24 protein-coding genes are annotated in these 23,534 nt (G+C 50.9%); 5 read left to right on the top strand and 19 right to left on the bottom strand.

Annotated features, from left to right (window positions below; all coding sequences use genetic code 11):
- Nucleotides 1–18: 18 nt before the first annotated feature.
- The 9 genes from biuH (IEW11_RS18775) to IEW11_RS18735 form a co-directional block, all read right to left on the bottom strand.
- The gene (gene biuH / locus IEW11_RS18775; protein WP_229725454.1) at nt 19–777 is read right to left on the bottom strand and encodes a biuret amidohydrolase; all 759 of its coding nucleotides are present in this window, start codon (nt 775–777) and stop codon (nt 19–21) included.
- Between the two features lie 16 nt (nt 778–793).
- Entirely contained in the window at nt 794–1,795 is a 1,002-nt protein-coding gene (locus IEW11_RS18770) for a formamidase (RefSeq protein ID WP_188532594.1), read from the bottom strand.
- A gap of 91 nt (nt 1,796–1,886) precedes the next feature.
- Entirely contained in the window at nt 1,887–3,053 is a 1,167-nt protein-coding gene (locus IEW11_RS18765) for a BMP family ABC transporter substrate-binding protein (protein WP_188532593.1), read from the bottom strand.
- A 94-nt stretch (nt 3,054–3,147) separates the two neighbouring features.
- Nucleotides 3,148–4,059, bottom strand: coding sequence for an ABC transporter permease (locus tag IEW11_RS18760; protein ID WP_188532592.1), 912 nt, complete (start codon nt 4,057–4,059; stop codon nt 3,148–3,150).
- Nucleotides 4,056–5,117 carry an ABC transporter permease gene (locus IEW11_RS18755; protein ID WP_188532591.1) on the bottom strand — a complete coding sequence of 354 codons (1,062 nt, stop codon included), beginning with the start codon at nt 5,115–5,117 and terminating at the stop codon, nt 4,056–4,058. Before IEW11_RS18755 ends, IEW11_RS18760 begins: the two co-directional genes overlap by 4 nt.
- On the bottom strand, nt 5,114–6,658 hold the full coding sequence (locus tag IEW11_RS18750; protein ID WP_188532590.1) for an ABC transporter ATP-binding protein: 1,545 nt from the start codon (nt 6,656–6,658) through the stop codon (nt 5,114–5,116). The genes IEW11_RS18755 and IEW11_RS18750 overlap by 4 nt, the downstream gene beginning before the upstream one ends.
- A 262-nt stretch (nt 6,659–6,920) precedes the next feature.
- Complete coding sequence (gene biuH / locus IEW11_RS18745; RefSeq protein WP_188532589.1) at nt 6,921–7,610, bottom strand: biuret amidohydrolase; 690 nt, start codon at nt 7,608–7,610, stop codon at nt 6,921–6,923.
- A gap of 277 nt (nt 7,611–7,887) precedes the next feature.
- Complete coding sequence (locus IEW11_RS18740) at nt 7,888–8,346, bottom strand: hypothetical protein (RefSeq protein WP_188532588.1); 459 nt, start codon at nt 8,344–8,346, stop codon at nt 7,888–7,890.
- 146 nt (nt 8,347–8,492) lie between these two features.
- Nucleotides 8,493–8,780 carry an alpha/beta-type small acid-soluble spore protein gene (locus IEW11_RS18735; protein ID WP_188532587.1) on the bottom strand — a complete coding sequence of 96 codons (288 nt, stop codon included), beginning with the start codon at nt 8,778–8,780 and terminating at the stop codon, nt 8,493–8,495.
- Nucleotides 8,781–8,941: 161 nt separating this feature from the next.
- On the opposite strand from IEW11_RS18735, the gene IEW11_RS18730 reads away from it, so the two are divergent.
- The 4 genes from IEW11_RS18730 to IEW11_RS18715 all read left to right on the top strand — a co-directional run bounded on the left by IEW11_RS18730 (nt 8,942) and on the right by IEW11_RS18715 (nt 13,394).
- Nucleotides 8,942–9,748 (top strand): DUF6492 family protein, encoded by an 807-nt coding sequence (locus tag IEW11_RS18730; RefSeq protein ID WP_188532586.1) that lies wholly within the window; start codon nt 8,942–8,944, stop codon nt 9,746–9,748.
- Between the two features lie 12 nt (nt 9,749–9,760).
- A complete protein-coding gene (locus tag IEW11_RS18725; RefSeq protein WP_188532585.1) occupies nt 9,761–10,924 on the top strand; it encodes a glycosyltransferase family 4 protein in 1,164 nt (387 codons plus the stop codon).
- Nucleotides 10,925–10,962: 38 nt separating this feature from the next.
- The gene (locus IEW11_RS18720) at nt 10,963–12,333 is read left to right on the top strand and encodes a sugar phosphate nucleotidyltransferase (protein WP_188532584.1); all 1,371 of its coding nucleotides are present in this window, start codon (nt 10,963–10,965) and stop codon (nt 12,331–12,333) included.
- A 77-nt stretch (nt 12,334–12,410) separates the two neighbouring features.
- Nucleotides 12,411–13,394 (top strand): BadF/BadG/BcrA/BcrD ATPase family protein, encoded by a 984-nt coding sequence (locus IEW11_RS18715; RefSeq protein WP_188532583.1) that lies wholly within the window; start codon nt 12,411–12,413, stop codon nt 13,392–13,394.
- A 59-nt stretch (nt 13,395–13,453) separates the two neighbouring features.
- Here IEW11_RS18715 and IEW11_RS18710 read toward each other — a convergent pair whose 3' ends face one another.
- Entirely contained in the window at nt 13,454–14,329 is an 876-nt protein-coding gene (locus tag IEW11_RS18710) for an aldo/keto reductase (protein WP_188532582.1), read from the bottom strand.
- 14 nt (nt 14,330–14,343) lie between these two features.
- Nucleotides 14,344–15,321, bottom strand: a complete 978-nt coding sequence (locus IEW11_RS18705; RefSeq protein ID WP_188532581.1) for an aldo/keto reductase — start codon at nt 15,319–15,321, stop codon at nt 14,344–14,346.
- A 186-nt stretch (nt 15,322–15,507) separates the two neighbouring features.
- Between IEW11_RS18705 and IEW11_RS18700 the strand changes: the two genes are divergently transcribed.
- Complete coding sequence (locus IEW11_RS18700) at nt 15,508–16,974, top strand: alpha-amylase (RefSeq protein WP_188532580.1); 1,467 nt, start codon at nt 15,508–15,510, stop codon at nt 16,972–16,974.
- A gap of 90 nt (nt 16,975–17,064) precedes the next feature.
- On the opposite strand, the gene tatC is transcribed toward IEW11_RS18700, so the two are convergent.
- The 8 genes from tatC to cynS all read right to left on the bottom strand — a co-directional run bounded on the left by tatC (nt 17,065) and on the right by cynS (nt 23,375).
- Nucleotides 17,065–17,838 (bottom strand): twin-arginine translocase subunit TatC, encoded by a 774-nt coding sequence (gene tatC, locus IEW11_RS18695; RefSeq protein WP_188532579.1) that lies wholly within the window; start codon nt 17,836–17,838, stop codon nt 17,065–17,067.
- A 37-nt stretch (nt 17,839–17,875) separates the two neighbouring features.
- Nucleotides 17,876–18,097, bottom strand: a complete 222-nt coding sequence (locus IEW11_RS18690; RefSeq protein ID WP_188532578.1) for a twin-arginine translocase TatA/TatE family subunit — start codon at nt 18,095–18,097, stop codon at nt 17,876–17,878.
- Between the two features lie 39 nt (nt 18,098–18,136).
- Nucleotides 18,137–19,624, bottom strand: a complete 1,488-nt coding sequence (locus tag IEW11_RS18685; RefSeq protein ID WP_188532577.1) for a methyl-accepting chemotaxis protein — start codon at nt 19,622–19,624, stop codon at nt 18,137–18,139.
- 94 nt (nt 19,625–19,718) lie between these two features.
- A complete protein-coding gene (locus IEW11_RS18680; RefSeq protein WP_188532576.1) occupies nt 19,719–20,504 on the bottom strand; it encodes an ABC transporter ATP-binding protein in 786 nt (261 codons plus the stop codon).
- A complete protein-coding gene (gene ntrB, locus IEW11_RS18675) occupies nt 20,494–21,348 on the bottom strand; it encodes a nitrate ABC transporter permease (RefSeq protein WP_229725451.1) in 855 nt (284 codons plus the stop codon). The genes IEW11_RS18680 and ntrB overlap by 11 nt, the downstream gene beginning before the upstream one ends.
- Nucleotides 21,349–21,372: 24 nt before the next feature.
- On the bottom strand, nt 21,373–22,716 hold the full coding sequence (locus tag IEW11_RS18670; protein ID WP_188532575.1) for a CmpA/NrtA family ABC transporter substrate-binding protein: 1,344 nt from the start codon (nt 22,714–22,716) through the stop codon (nt 21,373–21,375).
- A 16-nt stretch (nt 22,717–22,732) separates the two neighbouring features.
- On the bottom strand, nt 22,733–22,909 hold the full coding sequence (locus IEW11_RS18665) for a twin-arginine translocase TatA/TatE family subunit (RefSeq protein WP_188532574.1): 177 nt from the start codon (nt 22,907–22,909) through the stop codon (nt 22,733–22,735).
- 22 nt (nt 22,910–22,931) lie between these two features.
- A complete protein-coding gene (gene cynS, locus IEW11_RS18660; RefSeq protein WP_188532573.1) occupies nt 22,932–23,375 on the bottom strand; it encodes a cyanase in 444 nt (147 codons plus the stop codon).
- Between the last annotated feature and the right edge of the window lie 159 nt (nt 23,376–23,534).

Genomic DNA, 23,534 nt, shown 5'->3' with positions numbered 1-23,534 from the left:
AGATAGGTTTGATTATCGTCATATGAATTCCCCCGTTCGCTCATGGGATGAGGGCTCCAGCTGCAGGCGGAGCAGCGTGCCGATTAATTTATCCGAGCTTGATACCGCCCCGAACACCCCGCCTTGCATCGTAACCATGTTTAACGCTGCAACATGATTATTAATATCCGTCGCACCGGTGCAATCCTCCAAAATCAAGCATTCATATCCGCGATCATTAGCTTCTCTCATCGTCGTCTGTACGCCGACATCGGTTGTGATGCCGGTTAATATGAGATGTGTAATCCCACGATTTTTAAGGATCATATCCAGGCTTGTCGCATAAAAGCCGCCTTTTCCGGGTTTGTCCACGATCGTTTCATCCGGCAGCGGCATGAGCTCGGGGACGATCTGCCAGCCCGGCTCACCTCTCACCAATATGCGGCCTGCCCGCCCTTCAGATCCGATCTCCGCCCCAATCTGCCGGCTTCGCCAACGCTTGTTATCCGGTAGATCTGATAAGTCGGGACGATGTCCCTCCCTTGTATAAATAACAGTAAAGCCGGGGATGGATCGCACCACGTCGAGAAGCCGGCGGATCGGTTCGATTGCTCGTGCTGTTGTAAACAAATCATATCCCATCCGATCCACATAACCGCTTTTGCCGCAAAAGTCGGTCTGCATGTCGATCACGAGCAGTGCTGTTTTACCCGGCACAAGTTCTCCGTCATACGGCCAAGCATAAGGAATCGATGGAATGCTTCCTTTACTGATTTGCTGCTGATGATAGTTCGGCACCAACACGACCCTCTCCTTACCGCTGCTTCGGCTTATATTCACGCTCCGGCACAGGGAATCCTACGGACGTCCCGTCTTTGACAACAACTTCATCCTCCCAAGGTAGCCGGTAGGATTCATTCGCCAGATCTTTGATATACGTGTAAGGGCAGTCGGTTGCGCCTCCTTTAACCGCTACGTATCCACGATGCCCGAGCTGATAAATATTATTTTCAACGCCCCACAGCCGCCTTGCTTCACGGACTAACGCGGGACGCACCTCGCCCGATACGATCTCATCCGGCCGGCCGCCGCCATTGACAAGCGGCACGCCATCAAAGTTAACAATCATCGCTTCACCCATCGAATCAAACGTTCCATCGCTGCCGCTCATACATACCGAGACGGTATACATTAAGTTGCAGAAGGCATTTGCCTGATTCGTAATTTGCCAGGAATGGCGGATCGGCGCGGTATAACCGGCGGTGCGGATCATTATATCCGCGCCGAGATACGCGCATTCTCTCGCCATTTCCGGAAACATCCCGTCATGGCAAATAATAAGGGCCAGCCTGCTTCCGTTAGGGCCGTCACAGACCGGAATGCCCAGATCACCCGGTTCCCATGGCTCTACCGGTACCCAAGGATGCAGCTTCCGATAGTTCAGCCTGATCTCACCCTGATCGTCTATAATTAATCCGGTATTGTACGGATTGCCATCCGGATTATATTCCATGATCGAGAAGCAGCCCCATATGCGGTTCTCTTTGCAGGCTGCCTTGAATGCCGCCACTTCCGGCCCATCGATCCGGCACATCAGCGCCGGATCTGTATTCATCGATAAACCGTGCAGTGAGTATTCCGGAAAGACGATAAGATCCATCGTGGATAAACCACGCCTTGCTTTGGCTGTCATCTCTACAATTCTCGCTGTCTGCTCCGCAAGCTGCTGCGGCGTGTCGACGACGGGAAGCTTTAGCTGCGCTAGTCCGATAACGACGCCGTCCGGAGATTTGTTCAGTCCACCTAATCCGCTCATGCTCGTTCCTCCTCTGGAAGGTAAGGTGAAATGTATCTAGCTTACTTTCACCAGATTTTATTATTCGGACCTGTCAGAAATCAATCAAATATTATTTAGGAATATTGCCGATAACGCCTTTGACCAGGAAATCAGCGGCTTCAAGATCATCCAGGGCAGGCGTCACGCCGTCTTCGATGCGGATCGTCCCTGCTTGATCTTCGATCGGCCCTTTAAACGGCTGCAAGGTTCCTTCCAGCAGTTCAGCGCGTTTTTCTTCCACCAGCTGTTTGACATCATCCGGTACGCCTGCGCCCAGCTCGGTCAATTGAACCACGTTGTCGTTCAATGTTCCGCGGTATTTACCGTCATAGATGCTGCCTTTAAAGTTGCCTTCGATCGCTGTTTTCTCCATATCTGCATACAGATCAGGCCAGTTCCAGATCGAGCTTGTAATCCAGCCTTCCGGAGCAAGGGATGAAGCATCGGCATGGTAGCCTACCGACATCGCGCCCCGGCGCTCTGCCGTTTCAATAACAGTCTTTGTGCAGTCTTGGTGCTGGCTGAGCACATCCACGCCGCTGTCGATCAAAGAGTTAGCCGCATTTGCCTGCTGTCCCGGGTCGCACCAGCTGCCTGTGAAGACAACGGAGGTTGTCGCATCCGGATTTACCGATTGGGCGCCGAGTTGAAAGGCATTCACGTTCAGCAAAACCTGTGGAATAGGAACGGAAACGATGTATCCGAGTTTGCCTGTTTCAGACATTTTACCTGCAGCAACACCTGCCAAGTAGACCGGCTCCCAGATTGTTCCGAAATACGTGCCCAGGTTCTCAGCCGTTTTCAACCCTCCCTGATGGAAAAATGCGACATCAGGATGACGCTTCGCCACGTTCAAGGCAGGATCGAGATGGCCGTAAGAGGTTGGGAAAATCACTTTCGCCCCGTCCTTGATCATCTGTTCCATAACACGCTCGGCTTCCGCCGTCTCCGGAACGTTCTCCGCACGCAGAACCTTCAAGTCAGGGAATGTTTCTTCCACACCCACGCTGCCCAGATAGGCCGCTTGGTTATAACCGTAATCGTCCTTAGCGCCAACGAAGATAAATCCAACTGCCGTACTGTCTGCTCCTGGAGCCGGAGCATCGGAAGCCGCGGCGTTTTCGCTGCCGCTGCTTGCTGCCGGCGCTTGCTGCGCACCTGGCTGGCTGCAGCCGGTAATAAGGAGTATAAGCGCCATTGTTAACACGAGTAGACTTTTCACTTTCTTTGTTTTCATCTGGTTTCCCTCCACTTTTTTTGTCTCATTTTAGAAGATACTTTGCTTGTCTATGATGAGTACGGATGGTACCGGAAGCCGGCCATCCGACAGGTCATCCGCTTGAGGTGCCGGTGAATACCCTGCTGAGTGCTTCCGGTGTCTGGCTTCGCTGCCTCCGTTCGACAATATACAGTGCCGCAAGAGTCAGAAGGTACGGAACCATGAACAGGAAGAACGGGGAAATGGGAAGTCCCGCCTGCTGAACCGTAAGCTGCAGCGCTTGTGCCGCTCCGAACAGATAAGCTCCGATCATGGCCCTGATCGGCTTCCAAGAGGCGAAGATAACGAGCGCTACCGCTACGACTCCGCGGCCCTGCACCATGTTCTCCACCCAGCTGTGCGTGAAAGCCACAGAAAGCTGCACGCCGCCAACTCCGGCCAGAAACCCGCCGGCCAGCACTGCCGCATAACGGACCAGCTTCGGATTAATGCCATTGGCAAACAGAACTTCTTCTCTCTCTCCAGTCGCCCGAAGAATTACTCCGATGCGCGAGCGGAACAACACAAACCAGAGCAAAGGAACGAGCAGAAAGGATAAATAGGTTAACGGATCATGGTTAAACAGCACTTGCCCTACAAACGGAATCTCGGATAGATAAGGAATCGCGACTGGATTAAAGCCAACGATCTGCTCACTGACAAAGCCACGGCCAAAAAACGAAGTGACTCCCATCGCGAAGAACATAATCGTTAAGCCGGTTGCCAATTGATTCGCATGGCAGGTTAAGACGAGAAAGGCATGAATGGCTGAAATCAGCAGGCCGCATAATCCGCCGGCCAGCGTGCCCAGCCAGGGGTTCCCTGTCCACACCGTGACGGCAAATCCGCCGAGCGCCCCGCCTAACATCGATCCTTCCGTTCCAAGATTGATAACGCCTGCTCTCTCTGAGATCAATTCACCTTGGCTTGCCAGCATAACGGAGGTTCCCGATCGAATCGCGCCGGTTAATATATCTGTAATCATTTCTTTAACCTCCTTCCACTGCCCAGCAGGAAGAACAACACAAGCCCCATAAGAATGTGCACGGATGAAGATGGCAGACCTGACGAAATTTCCAGTGAATTTCCTGCGACACTAATCATGCCCAGCACGAAAGCCGTAATCGTCAGCCGCAGCGGATGATTCCATGCCATCCAGGCAGCCAAAAAGCCCAAGTAACCGTAGGTGGCGCCAGTCGACGGCCGAAGCCGACCCTCGATGCCCGCGATTTCGATCATGCCGGCAATTCCCGCAAGAGCGCCTGCGGCTACCAACACGCCGAATTGCATCCAGCTTACTTTGAAACCGGCCCGCTCCGCAGCAAGGTGATTGCTGCCCAATACGCGGATCCGGAAGCCCATCCTTGTTTTCTTCAATACGAGCCAGACAATCAGAACGAGTGCGACTGCAATTACAATGCCGACATGAAGCCGCGTGCCATTGACGATCGGCAGCCTTAAAGCCGAAGAAATCTCGGGAGAAAACGGCCAGTTAAATGAATCCGGATCCTTCAATAACCCATGCACGAAAAATCCGACCGTGAAAACAGCGACATAATTTAACAGCAAGCTGGAGATCGTCTCATTCAAATTGCCTTTGACTTTCAAGAATGCTGTAATTCCTGCCCATACCGCTCCGCCCAAAGCGCCTGCGGCCAACATCAGCGGGATGCCTAGCGCTGCCGGAAGGCTGGAGAGATAAAACACGGCAAACCAGGTCGCAAAAAGCGCCCCGATCGCCAGCTGCCCTTCACCGCCGACATTGATCATCCCCGCCCTTGCCGGCAGCGCGGCTGCCAGTCCGGTTAGAATAATCGGCGTCGCCTTGATCAGCACTTCGCCAAACCCGTACAGGTCGCCGAATGTGGAGCTGAGCATGGAGCCATATAATGCGATCGGATTGACATCGTAGAAGAGCAAGAATATTCCGAAAATGATAAAGGGCGCGATTAGAACAGCAATTTGTATCCCAATCGGCTTTAGCCTGCTGCGAAATGACAATGGTTCGTTAAGCATCGGGGCGTTCACAGCTTGCTGCTTCATGCGGATTCTCCTTTCAACATACGGAAGCCGATCTCCGTCGTATCCGTTTCTGAAGGACGGTAAGGCCCTAATAGCTTTTTGCCCGAAAGCACGACCAGACGGTCGGACAGCTTAAACAGCTCATCCAAATCTTCCGAGAACAATAAAATGGCCGTTCCCTGTTCCGCCAGTGTAATTAATTGCTGTTGGATCGTATGCGTGGTTCCGATGTCCAACCCCCGGCTGGGGTAGCTGATAATTAATATCTTGGGCCTTCGTATTAGCGCCCGGGACAGCACCATTCGTTGAACATTACCGCCGGATAGCGTATCAGCCCTTCGATCCGCATCCGCTAACGCAAGTGCGCGGGCATCCTCGCTGCTCTCCAATGCGGCCCGGATTGTTTTCCAATCCATCCCGGTTCCCTTAGCCTGCATGGGAATACCGTCCAATACCATATGTTCGAGAATCGTGAAGCCCGGTATGACGGATTCCTTTAACGGGTCTTCCGATACAAAGCTTACTCCCGCTTCCATAAAACCTCTTGTACCGCCCTTGATCTCCTGGCCGCCAATCGTTAATGAGCCCGAAGACAACTGACGCAATCCGAAAAGCACCTCTGCCAGCTCTCGCTGTCCACTTCCGGAAATGCCTGCCACGCCGGTGATCTCACCTTGCCTTAGGGTCAACTGAATATGTTGAAGAACCGTTTCCCCATGATTGCCAGTGATCGTTCCGTTATCCACTTGCAGCACCGCTGCCGGTTCCTTCTCTACGAGCGCCGATTGCTTGATGACCGGTTTTAGCGTTTTTACGCCCATCATCGCTTTGATTAAGGCGTCTCCATCCAAGCCGTCCTCCCGGCTGGCTTGGAAAGTGATTTGTCCGCTCCGCAGAACTGTCACTTGATCAGCACAGGCAAGCACCTCGTTAATTTTGTGTGTAATCAGCAAGATGCCGTATTGATCCTTACGAAGCAGATCCAGCATATTCAGAAAAGCTTCTACCTCCTGCGGCACGAGCACGCTGGTAGGTTCATCAAAAATAATGACGCGCGTTCCGGGAACAAGGAGCACTTTAACGATTTCCAGCCGCTGACGCTGCCCAAGGTCCAACTGCCATACGTAGGCATCCGGATTGACGGACAAGCCGTATTTTGCGGAAACCTGCAGAATACGCTCGCGCAGTTGCTTTCTCTTCAGGCGCCAGCCCCCTTCGGATACGGCCAGTGCGACATTATCCAGCACCGTTAGTGCGGGGACAAGCCGAAAATCCTGAAATACCATGCCGATACCCTTGGCTCTTGCCTTAACAGGCGGATGCAGGGACACTGCTTCCCCATCCATCCATACTTCTCCCTCATCTGGCTCATATACGCCGTAGAGCATTTTCATCAAAGTACTTTTCCCTGCGCCGTTCTCTCCGAGGACAGCATGAATGGAGCCCCGCTCCACATCTAGATCGATATCTTTATTGGCAACCAGAGCGCCAAAGCGTTTGGTCAATCCTTTGGCCTGCAGAAGATAGGAAGTAGAACGATGCTGTACAGCTTCTTCTATCATTTACTCCGCCCCCATTTGTTAATTTTCATCACATAAACTTTACAATTTAAATTATATTACGATCTGTAAATTTAATCTTTATAATAAATTCACAATATTTAATGCGTATTATTGTGAATTACTTATATATATTACATATATCTAACGCAAATAAGGGGAGAAAACATAAAAGAAAAGCTGTCTCCTTGGTAGATTTCCCTACATTAGAGACAGCTCCCATAATCCGTAAACCATTGCAGATGGCTTGTTTCATTTCTATTCATTACGCCAATGATTGCAACGTCTCTATGACATGGACCGAGTTGGACACACTGCCAAAAACGCCGCCCTGCATCGTAACCATCTTCAAAGCGGCCAGATGATTATCATAATCCGTCGCCCCCGTACAATCCTCGAGTATCAAGCACTCATAGCCGCGGTCATTCGCTTCCCTCATGGTGGTATGGACGCACACATCTGTCGTGATCCCTGTTAAGATCAAGTTTTGAATCCGTTTTGTCCGTAGAATTAAATCCAGATCCGTAGCATAAAAGCCGCCCTTGCCCGGTTTGTCTATAATGATCTCACCCGGCATGGGAGTCAGTTCATCGATAATTTGCCAGCCCGGCTCGTTGCGGACGAGTATTTTCTCCCCCGTTTTACCGGAACCGATCTCTGCTCCAATCTGTTTGCTGCGCCATTTCTTATTTGCCGGAAGATCGGACAAGTCCTCACGATGCCCCTCCCGAGTATGGATGATGGTGAATCCGTCCACATTTCTCGCAGCCTCCAAAAGCCGCTTGATCGGTTCAATCGCCCGCCTTGTCAAGGACAAATCATATCCCATCCGATCCACATAACCGCCCTTGCCGCAAAAGTCAATTTGCATATCGATAATAACCAGCGCCGTATTATCGGCCCTGAAATCCCCATTGTATGGATATGGATAAGGCGTAGATTCAATAAACATCATATTTTGACTCCTTTCAAAGAAATAATGATTTAGAGTAAATAAACCTGACACGAAACCGTAAACGTAGCTTAAATCTCCTTATTATTGTTATATTATATTACATGTATTCCCGCTTGTCGTTATCATCTATTCATAAACAAATTCAAAAATCGTTGTGATTGATGACTAAATGTAAGGTTTTTAGGGACGGGTTAAGAAGATACGTGATTATGGACAGTGCCCTAGAAACAACAAAAAACACGCCTTCATGCGGCGTGTTAAAATTTAATGAAGCCTTTCAATCCACCAGCTTGCTCAGCTCAGGAAATTCTTCCAAATAACCGTTGCTCTTCAGCTCAATAAGCGCTTTGAGAATGCTTTGCTCATCTTCACCCGATTGATCGGACATCTCAAGCAGCTCGGTTACGCTGATACTTGGATGCTCTTTGAAATATGTAAGCAATCCCTTAGCGGCCCACGATAACCGGTCATCTTGAAATTCGCCGATCATTTGCCGGAACAGCTTATGCGGAATCATTTTGTGATTCACCAGGCTCTGCATCGCCTTCGTCGCCTGCTTGGCGGTCATCCGCCCTTTTTGGGCAATTTCGCTCAAGGTTGGCATCGCAGACTCCGAAGTGTAGGAGCGTAATACAATGTAGGTCATTTGAGTGTAAATATCCAAGCCGGGCTGCATGAAAATATCGGTAGATACCGCAAAGTTGCGCGCGTTTCCTTGTGTATGTTCGTTAGTCATTCCCTTGTTTCTCTCCCTTCGATCAGTAACGTTGCCAGTCATTACTCCCTTCCTTAAAGGTTAATTCTATAAATAAATTCGAACGCTGTCTATCGTTTAGGGGTTCAATTAGAAGCTTTTAACCTTTATTCACGTTTATTTGCCGCTTATGGCCGCGGCTGCTTTGCTAGCTGCTCCTGCGCTAACCGGATCATTTCGCGGACCATCGGCCCACCGATCCTGCCGCCGACATGCCCGGCACTTTCGGTTGTCAGATTTCCATTATCACCGGCCTTCAGTGGCACGCCAAGTGTCTTGGCCACCTCATATTTCACATCATCCGGACGGTTCGGATCAACCTGATATCCCTCTTTCAACATCACATCCGCTTTCAGCGCTTTCACGCCCTGCTCAGCTCCGCTCACGACAAGCTTTCTTCTGTTCTTTCTTGCCACCCGTATCCCCACCTTACTTCAAATAATTTACTGCTTTCATAACATTCCCCGATACCTCAAAAATTAGAAGCGATCGTGATCTTCGTTCATATCTCCCGCCCTTACCATTGCTACTCCGTAAACATAACATATAAAGAATATGAACAGATGGAGATGATGTAATGTCTCACCCGATAACAAATCCTGAAGCCGGCAGACAACAAATCGATGTCTTGATTCCGGCCATTGAGAAGGATCTGAATAATCTCCCCTATGTCATTGATAGCGTTAGGAAAATGGTGAAGCACCCTATTAACGATATCTTTATCGTATCGCCCAGAAGTGCTGCCATTGAACAGCTATGCAGGCAAAAGAGATGCCGGTTCGTGAATGAAAATACCGTTCTGCCGATTACCAAAAAGCATATTCACTACCGGTCGAAAAGCTGGGACCGCTCCGGGTGGCTTTTTCAACAATTATTAAAATTAAGCGGGGATTCCATTTGTTCATGCAGCAAATATTTGGTCATTGACGCCGATACCGTACTCATTCGTCCCCATACTTTCCGCTCAGGTTCCAAAACGGTAGCTTACTACCGAAAATGGAGCCAGCCCGAATATTTCAGAGCTTATAAAAAGCTGTTAGGAACAAAAGCCGCTGCTCCCGTATCTTTCGTCGCCCATTACATGCTGTTCGATAAAGAAAAAGTAAGACAACTGAAAAGAACAATCGAAGGCAAACATCAGATCCCTTGGTATTCCGCAATTATTAAAAATATCCGAAAATCCAGCCTGTATGCTTTTTCCGAATTTGAAACGTATGGTAACTTCGTGTACGCCAAAGAGCCCGGCGCGTTTGTCCTCAAAAGTACATTGAATAAAAGCCTTCCGGTCAATGCCGGCAGTCTTACCGGACTGCGGATACAAAAGTTAGCCAAAACCTACAAATCCCTGTCCTTTCACAAACGCAGAAACTATTTCCTTAAGTAAGGACGGATACTTATGAAGAACTATCAAGTGATCTGGAACGGGCCGGTTTATACACCGAGCGGGATTGGCAAGGCTAGCCGTGAATATGCGCTTGCTCTGCATCGTCAGGGAGTTGACGTTAAAGTTATCGCGGACCGGGGCCGCGCTCGGCCGGATGGCGGCACTTCAACGCGAACGCTAAGGATTTTGGCAAAAAAGCCTTATACGCGGAAAAAACCCAAGGTTCTCATCTATCACCGCCTTCCTCACAGCCTGGACATCAAAAAGGCAAGAGCACAATTCGATTACTTGCTGCTCAATGCCGTTTGGGAGACAACAAAGATCCCGAGCGACTGGTTCCCAAACATCAACCGGTTTGATGCGGTTTGCGTGCCTTCTGCCCAGAACAAGACCGCGATGATAAACAGCGGAGTCAAGGTTCCGGTATACATCGTCCCCCACGGGGTGCATGCCGGAACCTTTACCCCTTCAAACAAAAAGCTGTTCCCGGGCCTACCGAAGGGAACCTTTGTGTTTGTCTCCGTCTTCACCTTTCAGCACCGCAAAAATCCTGAACTGCTATTAAGGGCCTATTGGGAGGCATTCTCCTCCAAAGACCGCGTGGCCTTGGTGATCAAAACCAGCGGATTCGGCACCCGTGAAACCGGCGCATGGATCTCCAGCCGAATCCAGGCCTACAAGAAAAAGCTTGGATTCGGCAGCAAAACCGCCCCAATCCATCTGATCACAGGGTATACAAGCCCTGGAAAGCTGAAAGAAATCTACCGAACCGGGCACGCATTTGTTCTTCCGACACGGGGAGAGGGTGTCGGATTGCCATTTCTCGAGGCGCTGTCCAGTGGAATTCCGGTCATTGCGACCGGCTGGGGCGGACATATGGATTTTCTCAACAGCAGGAACGCTTTTCTTGTCCGCTATAAGCTGCAGCCTCCGGCGGTTAGCATGAAACGGGCCATCTCCCGCCGCTTCAGCCATTTATTCGCGCAGGCGGGACAGCTATGGGCGGAACCGGATCTTAGCAGCTTAAAAAGACAGATGAGATATGCCTATGAGCACCCTGATATTTGCCGCAGTAAAGGGCAGCAAGGCCGAATGGATATGCAGAAAATGTCCTGGAACCGGGCCGGAATGACCATGCGGCAAGTGGTGGAACACATAATTCGAGGAAAGAAATGAACGGAAGATGATACCTGCATTCAAAGGAGGAAGGGTCTATGAGAATCGTTTTACTATCCGGCGGTTCCGGCAAAAGGCTATGGCCCTTGTCAAATGAGATCCGCTCCAAAATATTTATGAAAGTTCTTCCAACGGCTGAAGGCATTAATGAATCGATGATCCAACGGGTATGCAGACAATTAAAAGAGGTCGGACTCGATTCCTCATCGTTAATCGTCACTCATAAAAGTCAAGTCGATATTACGATTCACCATGTCGGCAGCCAAATGCCTATCATCGCCGAGCCGTCCAAGCGCGGCACTTTTCATGCTGTCGCCTTAACGGCTGCTTATCTCCATTCCCGGCTCCAGACGGACCCACGGGAGACCATTTGCTTTATTCCTGTCGATCTGTTTGCGGAAACGGCTTTTATCGAACGCTTTCTTCGTTTTCCGGCTGTTCTGCAGCAATCGCAGGCCGAGCTCGCGCTTCTCGGAACCCGCCCCACCTTTCCTTCCGATCAATACGGGTATATCGTGCCCGCGGCGGACAATGGAGCGGAATACTACCGTGTAGAGCAATTTGCGGAAAAACCGGATGTTAATAAAGCATTGGCGCTCATTAATCAAAACGCGTTATGGAATTGCGGTATTTTCGCCTTTCCATTATCATTCATGCTCTCGTGGCTCGATAAGAAAGGGCTGCCTGTCGTTTACGAGGAAATGCTCTCCCGATATGAGCATTTATCGGAGGTAAGCTTTGATAAAGAAGTGGTTGAACAATCCCGTCATGCGGTCGTTATGCCTTATGACGGATTCTGGAACGATCTAGGCAGCTGGGAGGCGCTTGTTCAACAGCTGGAAAGCCCGGTTATCGGTTCAGGCACGATATCCGAGGATTCGATCAATACCCATCTTGTGAATGAGCTTGCCGTTCCCGTCCATGTCGTCGATGTCCCCAATATCATCGTCGCTTCAAGCAATGACGGCATTTTGGTGGCGAGTAAAAAAAGCAGCAATCGAATTAAAGAAATCCTGCCCAAGACTCGTCCAAAACCGATGTATGTAGAAAAGCGCTGGGGAAGCAGCCGGGTGTTGGATCATTCCGGAGAGAACGGTCAAGACATTGCTGCGCTAACCAAAAAAATCGAAATGCTTCCAGGCCAAAATCTCAGCTATCAGCAACATCAAAAAAGAAAAGAAGTATGGGTAGTACTTTCCGGGATTGGCGAGATTATGCTGGACGGCAAGCTTTCCCCTGTTCAACCGGGTGATATCTTTCAAATATCCAGCGGTACCAAACACGGCATCAAAGCAGTGACTCCCCTTGTCATTATCGAGGTACAGATCGGCACCGACCTGACGGAAGACGATATTCTCCGGTTTTCGATGACCTGGGAGGATACGCTGAAATATTGCATTAAGTCATAAAAACCAATAAACCTCCGTCCCTTTAGTTGGCGGTTTTACCGTATAATAGGGTAAAAGCGTAAAGGAGGATCGTGTAAATGACCAAAAAAGCAAATGTCATACTTGGGATTGATGGCGGCGGCACCCATACACGGGTCATGGTGAGCGATCTTTCAGGAAATGTACTCTCCTATATCGAGAAGGGCTCCGCTTCCATCCGCAAAGACTTATTAGCCCGGCAAAATGTGAATCAAGCCATACTCGAATCCTTGTCGGCTGCCGGAGTGGAGTTGAACCAGGTTTGCGGGATAGCCGCAGGAGTTGCCGGATACGATTCCGAAGCCGATTTGGAATGGGTGGAGTCCCTGACTGCCATAGAAGGTTTAACCTGTCCGAAATGGCATTTCAATGACGCTGTGGCAGCGCATTATGGTGCATTGATTACAAAGCCCGGCATTGTTGCCGTTTCGGGCACCGGCTCGATCATTCTGGCAATGACGGAAAAGGGTCAATATATCCGGAATTATGATTTCCACCACTATTCAGACAGTGCGGCAAGATTTATCGCGTACGATGCCGTCTATGAAGTATTGGCCGGAAATAGGGATGAAACCGACAAGGAATTGGTTCAGCTCATGCTGCAGCATTGGGAAATCCACTCTATCCAAGAATTGTCCTACCTTGCAAGACAAGGCTTTGGGGAGGATCGGAGGGCACGCGACAAGAAATTCGGCCAATTTGCTCCTGCCGTTACCGAAGCCGCGTCAAAAGGAAGCTCCGTTTCAGTATATGTCTGTGACCGGGCCATCCATAAAATCAAAGTAGGCATTGAGATGATGGCTGCCGCTTTCACCGGCGATATCGTCTCCGTGGCGTTTATCGGGAGCGTTATTAATAGTCCTTATTTCAATTGTGAGCTTACTAAGCAGCTAGCCTTGGGCAATAATAAATCCTTTATTGTCGTTAATCCCCGTTTCTCTCCCGTTACCGGTTCTGTGCTCTATGCCATGAATGGCTTGAACATCGCGATAGACGATGTAGTGATACACAATCTGGAAAACAGTATTCATTCGCAGCCTTAAATCTGCTGACGGCTTATAAAACAACTTGAGGGCCTCCACTTTCATGGAGCCCTCTTCATTTATGTGGAAGTGGGCGGTGCGAACACCGATGTGTACCCGCTAATGGAGCTGAGAATGCGCTCAGCTTGCTCGTCGCTCATGGAACCATATCGTTCTACCGCATCGACGATTTTAGGGAACAGATGAATGTCTCCCGCGCTGGCAAAGCCGGCCAGCCCCGGGAAAGAAAGCACAAAGTGCACACAGGCATCAATAATTTCCTGCTGATCGAAAGGTTCATACCAGGTCGCGTACTGCCGCTGCTGATCTTCTCCCCATGGCCCCTTGGCCACCGCTTTAATTACTCGAACCGCAGCTGTCTGCTTGTTGGCCTCTTCCATTAACGCGTCAAACGCTTCGCGATATTCAGGCAGCGAATACATATAATAATTCAATGGCAGCAGCACAGTCTCGAACGGAAACCGGCGGAGCGCTTCCAAGTGTACAACCGGCGCTTCATGTCCATGACCGGTGATGCCGATTGCTTTGACGATTCCTTCTTCTTTCGCTTCGATTGCCGCTTCGAGAGCTCCGCCCGGTTCCGTGCAGCGATCCAACTCCTCCATATTGCCTACCGCATGCAGCTGCAGCAGGTCAACCGTATCGACCTTCATCCGCTCCAAGGAACGGTAGATTTCCTCTTTCGCTTTCTGTTTCGTTCGCTCCCCGGTTTTGGTAGCCAGGAAAATATCATTTCGGACCTTGCTGATGATAGGCCCCATTCTCATCTCAGCATCTCCATAGCTTGCCGCCGTATCAAAATGATTCACTCCATGCTGCAGCGCATAGGAAATCGATGCATCCGCTTCCTCTTGGGTTACACTGCCCAAGCTTGCAGCACCGAACATAACGACTGAACCTTCATAGCCTAAACGACCAATCGTACGTTTCAACATTGTAAAACACCTCCTTAATTTTTTGACTGCTCTTCAGAGCGGTCTGTAGCAGGCGGCGGCGAGATCGACAAATTGGAAATCTCCTTGCGGCGCTCCGGCGTCATTACCACGTTCAATGCGGCTAAGGACGGCTCCAGCTGTTCCAAATTACGCGCGCCAATGATCGGAGCAGTGACTGCGGGATGTGACATCGTCCAAGCGACTGCAAGCGAAGCCGGATGAACATTATGCTCCTGCGCATATGCAGTAAAGCGGTCTGCCGTTTCATAATAGCTGCTTTCCGCGTAACGCCTTGTATAATTCTCCTGTTCAATTAATCTGCCTTGCTCCGGACGTTTACCCGCTCCATATTTCCCGGTCAATAATCCGCCCCCCAAAGGGCTGTAAGAAATGACGCCTATCTGCTCCGACTCCGCAAGCGGCAAAATTTCGACTTCCGCCTGGCGTTTCACAAGGTTGTACATCGGTTGAATGCATTCAAAACGGGACAAGCTTTCTTTAGCCGAAATGCCCAGCGCTTTAGCGATCTGCCAGGCTGCCCAGTTGCTTACCGCGGGGTACAAGATCTTCCCCTGCCGCTGCAGGTCGTCCATTGTCCGCAAGACCTCTTCCATTGACGCCAAGGAATCAAAGGAATGAACAAAGTACAATTCAATCCGGTCGGTTCGGAGCCGCCGCAGGCTGTCTTCGACAGCCAGCATGATGTGCCTGCGTGACAAACCTTTATCATTAACCCCTTGGCCCATTGCTCCATATACTTTGGTGGTCAAGACGACCTCATTGCGGCAGTCTTCTATACATTTACCCAAGATTTCCTCAGCTTGACCGCCATTATACACATTCGCGCAATCAAAAAAATTAATACCCGCCTCTCTGCACCGGCGGAACATTGCCATTGAAACGCTTTCATCGGCAATCCCGCCAAAAGACATCGTCCCGAAACAAAGACTTGATACCTGAATACCGGTCTTCCCTACTGTACGGTAATTCACTCTGATTCCTCCTCTTTGTTCATTCCGTCCCTGTTACCTTTTCTCCACAGCTTTTCCCTTTCCTTCCGAATTTCTATAATTCAACGCTGAATATTTTTATTGCGGCATCGTTTAGCAACGATCTGCATCTGGGTAACAGCTTATTAGAAGGAATCTTACCAATTTATAGTGAAGGGGAAGTTGAGCATGAAACGCAATCATACGATGATGCAATTTTTTGAATGGCATGTTGCCGCAGACGGCTCGCACTGGAATCGACTGAAGGAGCTCGCACCCCGTTTAAAAGAGAGAGGAATTGATTCGGTATGGATTCCACCCGTTACGAAAGGGCAATCGGCGGAAGATACCGGATACGGTGTCTACGACCTTTATGATTTAGGTGAATTCGATCAAAAAGGAACCGTCCGCACCAAGTACGGCACAAAACAGGAGCTGCACGATGCCATCGCCACCTGCCGCGAGCACGGCATAGCGGTGTATGTCGATCTGGTCATGAATCATAAAGCGGCTGCGGATGAAAAAGAATTGTTCCAGGTGGTTGAGGTGGATCCGGACAACCGGTCGGAAGTCATCTCGGAGCCATTCGATATCGAAGGGTGGACCAAATTCACGTTCCCGGGCCGGGGAGACCGGTATTCATCCTTCAAATGGAATTTCGAGCATTTCAACGGGACGGACTACGATGCCAAGGAAGAAAAAACCGGCATCTTCCGCATCATGGGCGAGAACAAAATCTGGAACGACAATGTAGACGACGAATTCGGCAATTATGATTACTTAATGTTCGCTAATATCGACTACAATCACCCGGAAGTGAAGGAAGAAATGATCGCATGGGGAAAATGGCTCGCCGATACGCTTCAGTGCAACGGCTTCCGGCTCGACGCAATCAAGCATATCAACCATCACTTTATTCGGGATTTTGCAACCGTAATGATGAAAGAGCGCGGAGAAGAATTCTATATCGTCGGGGAGTTTTGGAATTCGGAGCTCGCTGCTTGCCAGGAGTTTCTGGATACGATCGATTACCGGATTGATCTGTTTGATGTTTCCCTTCATTATAAATTGCATGCCGCATCGCAGGAAGGAAGTTCATTTGACTTGTCGACCCTGTTCGAGGATACGCTCGTCAAATCACATCCCCTGCACGCGGTGACCTTCGTTGACAATCACGACTCCCAGCCCAATGAATCGCTTGAATCCTGGGTTGCCGATTGGTTCAAGCAAAGCGCGTATGCCTTGATTCTGCTTCGCCAGGACGGTTATCCGGTCGTCTTCTACGGTGATTATTTCGGGATTGGCGGAGAAGAACCGCTTGAAGGCATACAATCTGCGATCGACCCTCTGCTCTATGCCCGTTACCATAAAGCATATGGTGAACAGGAAGATTACTTTGATCATCCCAATATGATTGGCTGGATCCGCCGGGGCGATCCGGAAATCGAGCGGTCCGGCTGTGCCGTAGTCATCTCCAACGGGGATGGAGGAGAAAAAAGGATGTATGTCGGAGAAGACCGCGCGGGAGAAGTATGGGTCGATCTGACCAACACCAGGGAAGATCAAGTAACGATCGAAGAGGACGGTTGCGCAACCTTTCCGGTTAATGGCGGAAGCGTATCGGTATGGGCGCTCCCCGAGCATGATGTGGAATAAGGAAAAAGAAACTTGAATCGATGAATACAATAAAAACCTTTGATCCCATGGCAATACTGCCGGATCAAAGGTTTTTTTGGTCTTCTCACATTATTGGGAAGCTTGGGCATAAACGCCCGGGTTTTCCTTCTCATATTGCTCCTGCAAGAGCTGACGCTTATAAATGACTCCTGACAAATATACGCTGACTTCATATAAAAGAATCATCGGAATGCCGACGATAATGGCGGAGATCAAGTCCGGCGGAGTAATGACGGTGGCAATGATCGTCAGCAATAAATAGGCGTACCGTCTGCCCTTGCGCAAGCGATCCGGATTAAGAAGTCTCAGGTTCGTCAGAAACATGACGACGACCGGCAGCTCAAACAGCAGTGACACCGGAATGACGATATTGAACATAAAGGAAAAATATTGGGCAACGCCGTACGTTTCCACAAGCTGCATGCTTGCCGATATCTGAGTTGTAAAATGGAAAGCCATCTTGAATACGATAAAGTATCCGAAAGCGAGTCCCGCCAGAAATAACAGCAAAGCGAACGGGATGTAGGTCAGGGATGCCCCCTGCTCCTCATTGCGCAAGCCCGGCTTCAAGAAGGCCCATAGCTGGTACATCGCGAAAGGCAGAGCCGGAATCAATCCGATGAGGAGGGCGAAGTTCATATAGATTTTGATAGCGTCCCAGGGATTAAATACATTCAGTGCGATCGCATTGGCCGGGGGAACATCCATGAAGTATAAAAATATCGGACGCGCAAAAATAAATCCGACCGCCATCCCGCCCACAAGGACAAGGACCACTCGCAGGAGCCGTTTCCTCAGCTCCGTGACATGCTCCATAAGTGTAAAGGCAGTTTCGCCGTTCATCCCCGTTCACCTTCCTTCTTCCTTTGTATTGCATCCTTCAGTCGGACAGCCGGCCGGATCGCAGCTTGGCCTCGGGACGGGTCGCTTCCTTGCGTTCCGGCTCGCTGCCTGTATCCATCAAGCCTTGTGCGGCCTGCCTGAATTCCCGTACCATGCGGCCCGCCGTACGTCCGATTTCAGGCAGTTTCTTGGGCCCGAACAAAATCAGGCCGATTACGGCTATAAGCAGTATTTCGGTAAAGCCTACATTGCCCAACATCCCCATCCCTCCCCTCTTGTTCAGGCATTATGATGCCGCTTAAGCCAATTTCGATTGGTTGTCCCTGTAGGAGGACTCCAGCCATTCATACATATGGTCCATCGCCTGCTTGAACCGCTCGCGCGCCTCATTCATGACGCCCTCTTTGGCACGCGCAAATTCGCCGGCAAACAGAAGCCCGACATTTTTGTCCCTGGCGGTCAAATAGGCGTTCCAGCATGTATACAAGTATTCAAAAGAGGCCTTGTCCTCCGCATCAGCCATCACATCGCCTAACTTCGCGAAGCTCGCCTTCATCCAATCGTCCTGATGGCACAGCTCCTGGTACCAGGCGTCCAGCTTGCTTTTATCGGTTATATCAAAGACCTTGATCATCATGACACGCACCTGAAGCGCGGATTCAATCCAATCATGCGCCAGCTGCTGGAATTTCCCGCCCCGCTCCTCCGAGGGCAGCTTGAATTGGGATACCGACGAGCGAAGCGAAAGCCCGCTGCGCAGCACGTCCTTGATGAGCGAACGCATATCCTCGATTGTCGCCTGCTGCGTTTCGGCCGAGGCCAGCACCTGCTCGATTCCGGCAGCGGCCTGCTGCATCATCGCCGAAATATTTTGCATCGCGTCCGTCACCTGGAGCGAAGCATGCTCAATGCCTTCAATGCTCCGCTCGGCTTCTTTGATGTTCTCGCTTGTATCGGACAGATAAGAAACAATCACCTCATAACGGTCATGCGCCTCCGTCATGGCCTTCATGCCGTCCTCCGTCGTATCGCTCATTTGGCGCACGCTGTTTTGCAGCTCATAAGTGCTTGAATTTACATTTGCCAGCTGCCGTTCAATTTCCGCCGTCGCATCCTTTGTCTGCTTGGCCAACTTGCTGATCTCCTGGGCGACAACCGAGAAGCCCTTCCCCTGTTCGCCGGCGCGCGCCGCTTCGATATTCGCATTCAAGGAAAGCATCTGGGTCTGGCCGGACACCTCCTGCACCCATTTCAGGATTGTCGAGATATGGGCAACCGCTTCATGCACCGACCCCATTTGCCGCTCGACCGAGGCATTCCCTACGCTAACCTGCCGCATCCGCTCCAATGCGCCGGTCATCTCCCGCTGCCCCTCTCCAACAAGCGCAGTCAGCTTGTCCGCTGACCCGGACAGCTCCCGGTGCGTGCCCTTGATCTTCTGCAGCAGCCCGCTTACCTCCGCGATATCCGAAGCGACCTGCTGCGTGCGCTCCGCCGAATCCGAAATGCCGTCCGCCATATCGCGGATCGTCGCGTTTACGCCCGCCACATGGTCCGTTACAATGCCCGAACGAGCCTCAAGGTCTTCCATTTTCTTATGAAGGCGGGCGGCCGAATTTTCCACCACGCGAATAAGCGGACGGATGCCCCGCACGGTTTTCAGCACAAGCAGATCCAACGGCCCCATCTTCCTTATCGCATCTATTCCGTCCTCGGTTAAATCGCCTGCGGCCAAATTAGTGAGGAGCTCCTTAGTTTGTTGAAACGAGAATAGATTATGCAGCATGATTTCCACTCACCCTTCACCGTGATCACACGTTCGGTTTGTTAAAAGGCTGTACCTGCCAGTAGATAAACTACTTAGCAGTACAGCCCATATTTTATGCTATGGATTCATCAGACAGCATGCCCACCAGCTTTTTCCGCAAGGCGGTAAACCGGGGATCATCCATCAGCTCCGCCTTCTGCCGCGGCCTAGGAATGTCAACCTCTATGCAATCCAGCACCTTGGCCTTCGGCCCATGCCCCATGACGACAATCCGGTCGGACAGCAGAATGGCTTCATCCACATCATGGGTCACCATAATAACGGTCCGCCTGTCCTCCTCCCATATCCGTTCCAGCTCATCCTGCAGCTCTCCCCGGGTCAGCGCATCCAAGGCGCCGAACGGCTCGTCAAGCAGCAATACCTTCGGGTTAATGGCAAAAGCTCTGGCGATGCCCACCCGCTGCTTCATGCCGCCGGAAATCTCGCCCGGCTTCTTATCTTTGGCTGCCGTAAGCTTGACGACATCCAGATACCGGTTAGCAAGAGCTTCCTTCTCGGATTTGGAAGCATCCTTCATGACGCAGTCCAGCGCAAACATAATGTTGTCGAAGACGGTCAGCCAGGGATACAGCGCATGGCTTTGGAACACCATTCCTCTGTCAACGCCAGGCCCTTCAATTTTCATGCCGTCGAGCACAATTTGCCCTGTGCTGCAATCCTCCAGTCCGGCCACCATATTGAGCAGCGTGCTTTTGCCGCAGCCGCTGGGGCCGATCAGGGAGATAAATTCCCCTTCCTTGATGTCCAGCGATATTTCATCCAAGGCGTCGAACACTTTGCCGCGGGTCTTGTAGGACTTGGTGACGCGGTTGATTTTCAACAATGGATCAGTGTTCATATTTCACCCTCTTTTCCACGAGAGATAACAGACGGTCCAATACGATACCGACAAGGCCGATCAATACGATACAGACAATAATGTTGGCGATGTCCAGGTTGTTCCATTCGTTCCAGACGAAGTAGCCGATTCCCCGGCCCCCGATCAGCATCTCGGCCGCGATGATGACCAGCCAGGCTACGCCAAGGCTGATGCGAAGTCCTGTCACAATCTGCGGCAGGGTTGCCGGAAGATAAACCTTCCGAACAATCATCCAGCGGTTCGCCTCCAGCGTGCGCGCAACGTTCAGATAGGTTCTCGGAATGCTGCGGACCCCGAAGATCGCATTAATGAGAATGGGCCAAATACTGGAGATAAAAATGACGAAAATCGCCGTGCTCTCCGAGCTTTGAAACAAGGCAAGGCCGATCGGCAGCCATGCCAGCGGCGATACCGGCCGCATCACCTGAATGAACGGATCGATCGCTTTGGATAATACCGCCGACATTCCGATCATAAAGCCCAGTGGGACAGCTGCTGCCGCGGCGAGCAGAAAACCTGTCAATACGCGCTGCACGCTGGCCAGGAGATGGATGCCGATTCCCGCATCATTGACGCCGTTGCTGTAGAACGGGTCCCGGATCAGTTCAAATCCTTGCGAAAGAATGAGGCTGGGAGCGGGAATGAGCGGGGACAGCAGTCTTAACGAAACTACCAGCTCCCATATCGCACCGCCGCTGATCAGGATCAGCAGAAACAGCAGGAATGCCTTCGTGTTGACGGACATCGATCTCCGGTTTGCGGAAGCCGTTTTGTCCGGCAGGCCGACCCCTCCGGCCATGGTTTTCGAAGTTGAAACGCTCATCTTATGATCCTCCTCCTCTGCCGATTATTGCACCAGCATTTGGGTTACTTTTGACGCGTCGAAATCCTTGCCTAAAATTTTCTCAATCTTGTAATCGTCCGCCGGAGACGAGAATCCGAGCTCTTGCTGGGCCTTGCGCACATCATCGGTGCGGAATACCTCATCGGCGATTTTCGGGAAGTCCAGGTCGGTCTGGTTTTTCAGATAACCCCAGCGCTGCATCTCGATCAACATCCAGACGGCAAAGCTCTTCCAAGGGAACGGATCAAAGTTGATCCGGTCCGGAACATCCATTGTTGCGCCCAGGCCATTTGCGAATTGGCCTGTCAGCACGCTTTTCACGACTTCCTCCGGCTGGTTCAAATACTCTCTTGTCGAGATCGCCTTGGCGATTTCCTCGCGGTTGGCGCTGTCGCTGCTGTAGTTCGTCGCATCCACAATCGATTTCAGCAGGGCATGATATGTCTGCGGGTATTTATCGATAAATTCCTGCTTCACGCCAAATGCGCAGCAAGGATGGCTCGGCCAAATATCCTTAGTCAATTTGAAGATATAGCCTGCATTCTCATGAACGGCACGCTGGTTGAACGGATCCGGCGCCAGGTACCCGTCAATGTTGCCGGTAACGAGCTGGGCGACCATATCCGGCGGGCGCACCACGCGGATTTCCACATCTTTATCCGGGTCCAGGCCGCTGTCCGCCAAATAATACCGGAGCAGCAGGTTGTGCATGGAGTAATCAAACGGCACGCCGAGCACCATGCCCTTGAAATCCGCCGCGCTCTTGACGGTGTCCTTATATTTGTTGGCCAGCGTAATCGCCTGGCCGTTTACATTCTCAATGGCCGACAATCGGGTTGGAACCTGGGCGGAGCCAAGCCCTAAGCTGAGCGACAAGGTCATAGGAGACAACAGATGCGCCGCGTCCACTTCGCCGGCAATATAGGCGTCGCGGATATCCGCCCAGCCGCCATACTTTTTAACAGTGACATTCAGCCCATGCTTCTCGTAAAATCCGATCGGATCAGCCATGATAATCGGAGTGGCGCACGTAATCGGAATGAAGCCGATCGTCAAATCCGGCTTTTCCACATCCGCTTTCACCATCGATCCGCTGTTCTGAGCGTTCCCGGCCGGCTGTGACGCACAGCCCGCCAGAAAGGACATCAAGCCTCCGCTGGCCAGAATCGTCGCTCCGAGTCCGACCGAGTATTTCATGAAGCTTCTGCGTGTCATCACCAGGCCCAAATCCTTGATCTGGCTTTCATACCGCTTCAATTCTCTCTCGTTTGTAATTGGAGCATCCGGGAATTGATGGCTTTCATGTGTACAGTCTGGCCCGCAAATATGCTTGTTCTCTCCGCTCATTCCTTAACCCCCCTGATTACTTGTCCGCGTTATTTTTATCTGTCTCGTCGAATACGCCTCTGGTCGAATCCTTAAACTCTCTGAGCGTCGTGCCGAATGACCTGCCGAGCTCCGGAAGCTTCCGGGGACCGAAGAAGATCAATACCACAAAAATAATTAAGATCAGCCCTGGCAAACCGATTGTTGACAGCATACGATCACCCTCCGCTTACGTATTAAAACTTTCTATAAGGCAAAAACTTGCCGTTTAACGTGACAATCACGCGATCACCTTTCGGATCCTCTTTCTTCTCGATGCTCATTTCGTAGTCGATAGCGCTCATAATGCCGTCCCCGAATTTTTCATTGAGGATTTCCTTGAACGCAGGTCCGTATACCATAATGATTTCATACAATCGGTATAGCGCCGGCTCCGTTGGAGGCATCTGGATCGCGCCGCCGCGAAACGGCGGTATCGTCAACGAAACGGCAACTTCCTGATCCAATCCCAGAATCTCGCCAGCCTTGGCGGCCTGCTCAGGGCTCATCGTCGCTTGACCGAGCAATGCCGTCGTCACCCAAACCTCCGCTGCGCCGACATGCTCCGCAATGGCTGCCCAGGATAGCTGTTTTTCCGCTTTTGCTTCCAAAACTTTTAGTGTGCTGTTAGTTCTGTCCATTTCCACATACCCTCCACACGATGTCATATTAGTTGCTGCGAATCCGATTGAATTTTCGGGATCCCCCAGGGGAACCTGGCGATAAATTGTTGCAAAATGTCGATTTTGCAGTGTATCATTAACTCAAACAGCAACTTATGTCATAAATACTAACATCAA

It is taken from the genome of Paenibacillus abyssi (assembly GCF_014640295.1).
Lineage (GTDB): Bacteria > Bacillota > Bacilli > Paenibacillales > Paenibacillaceae > Paenibacillus_D > Paenibacillus_D abyssi.
The sequence above is the reverse complement of the archived record's forward strand: the minus strand, read 5'-3'. Positions and strand labels throughout refer to the sequence as shown.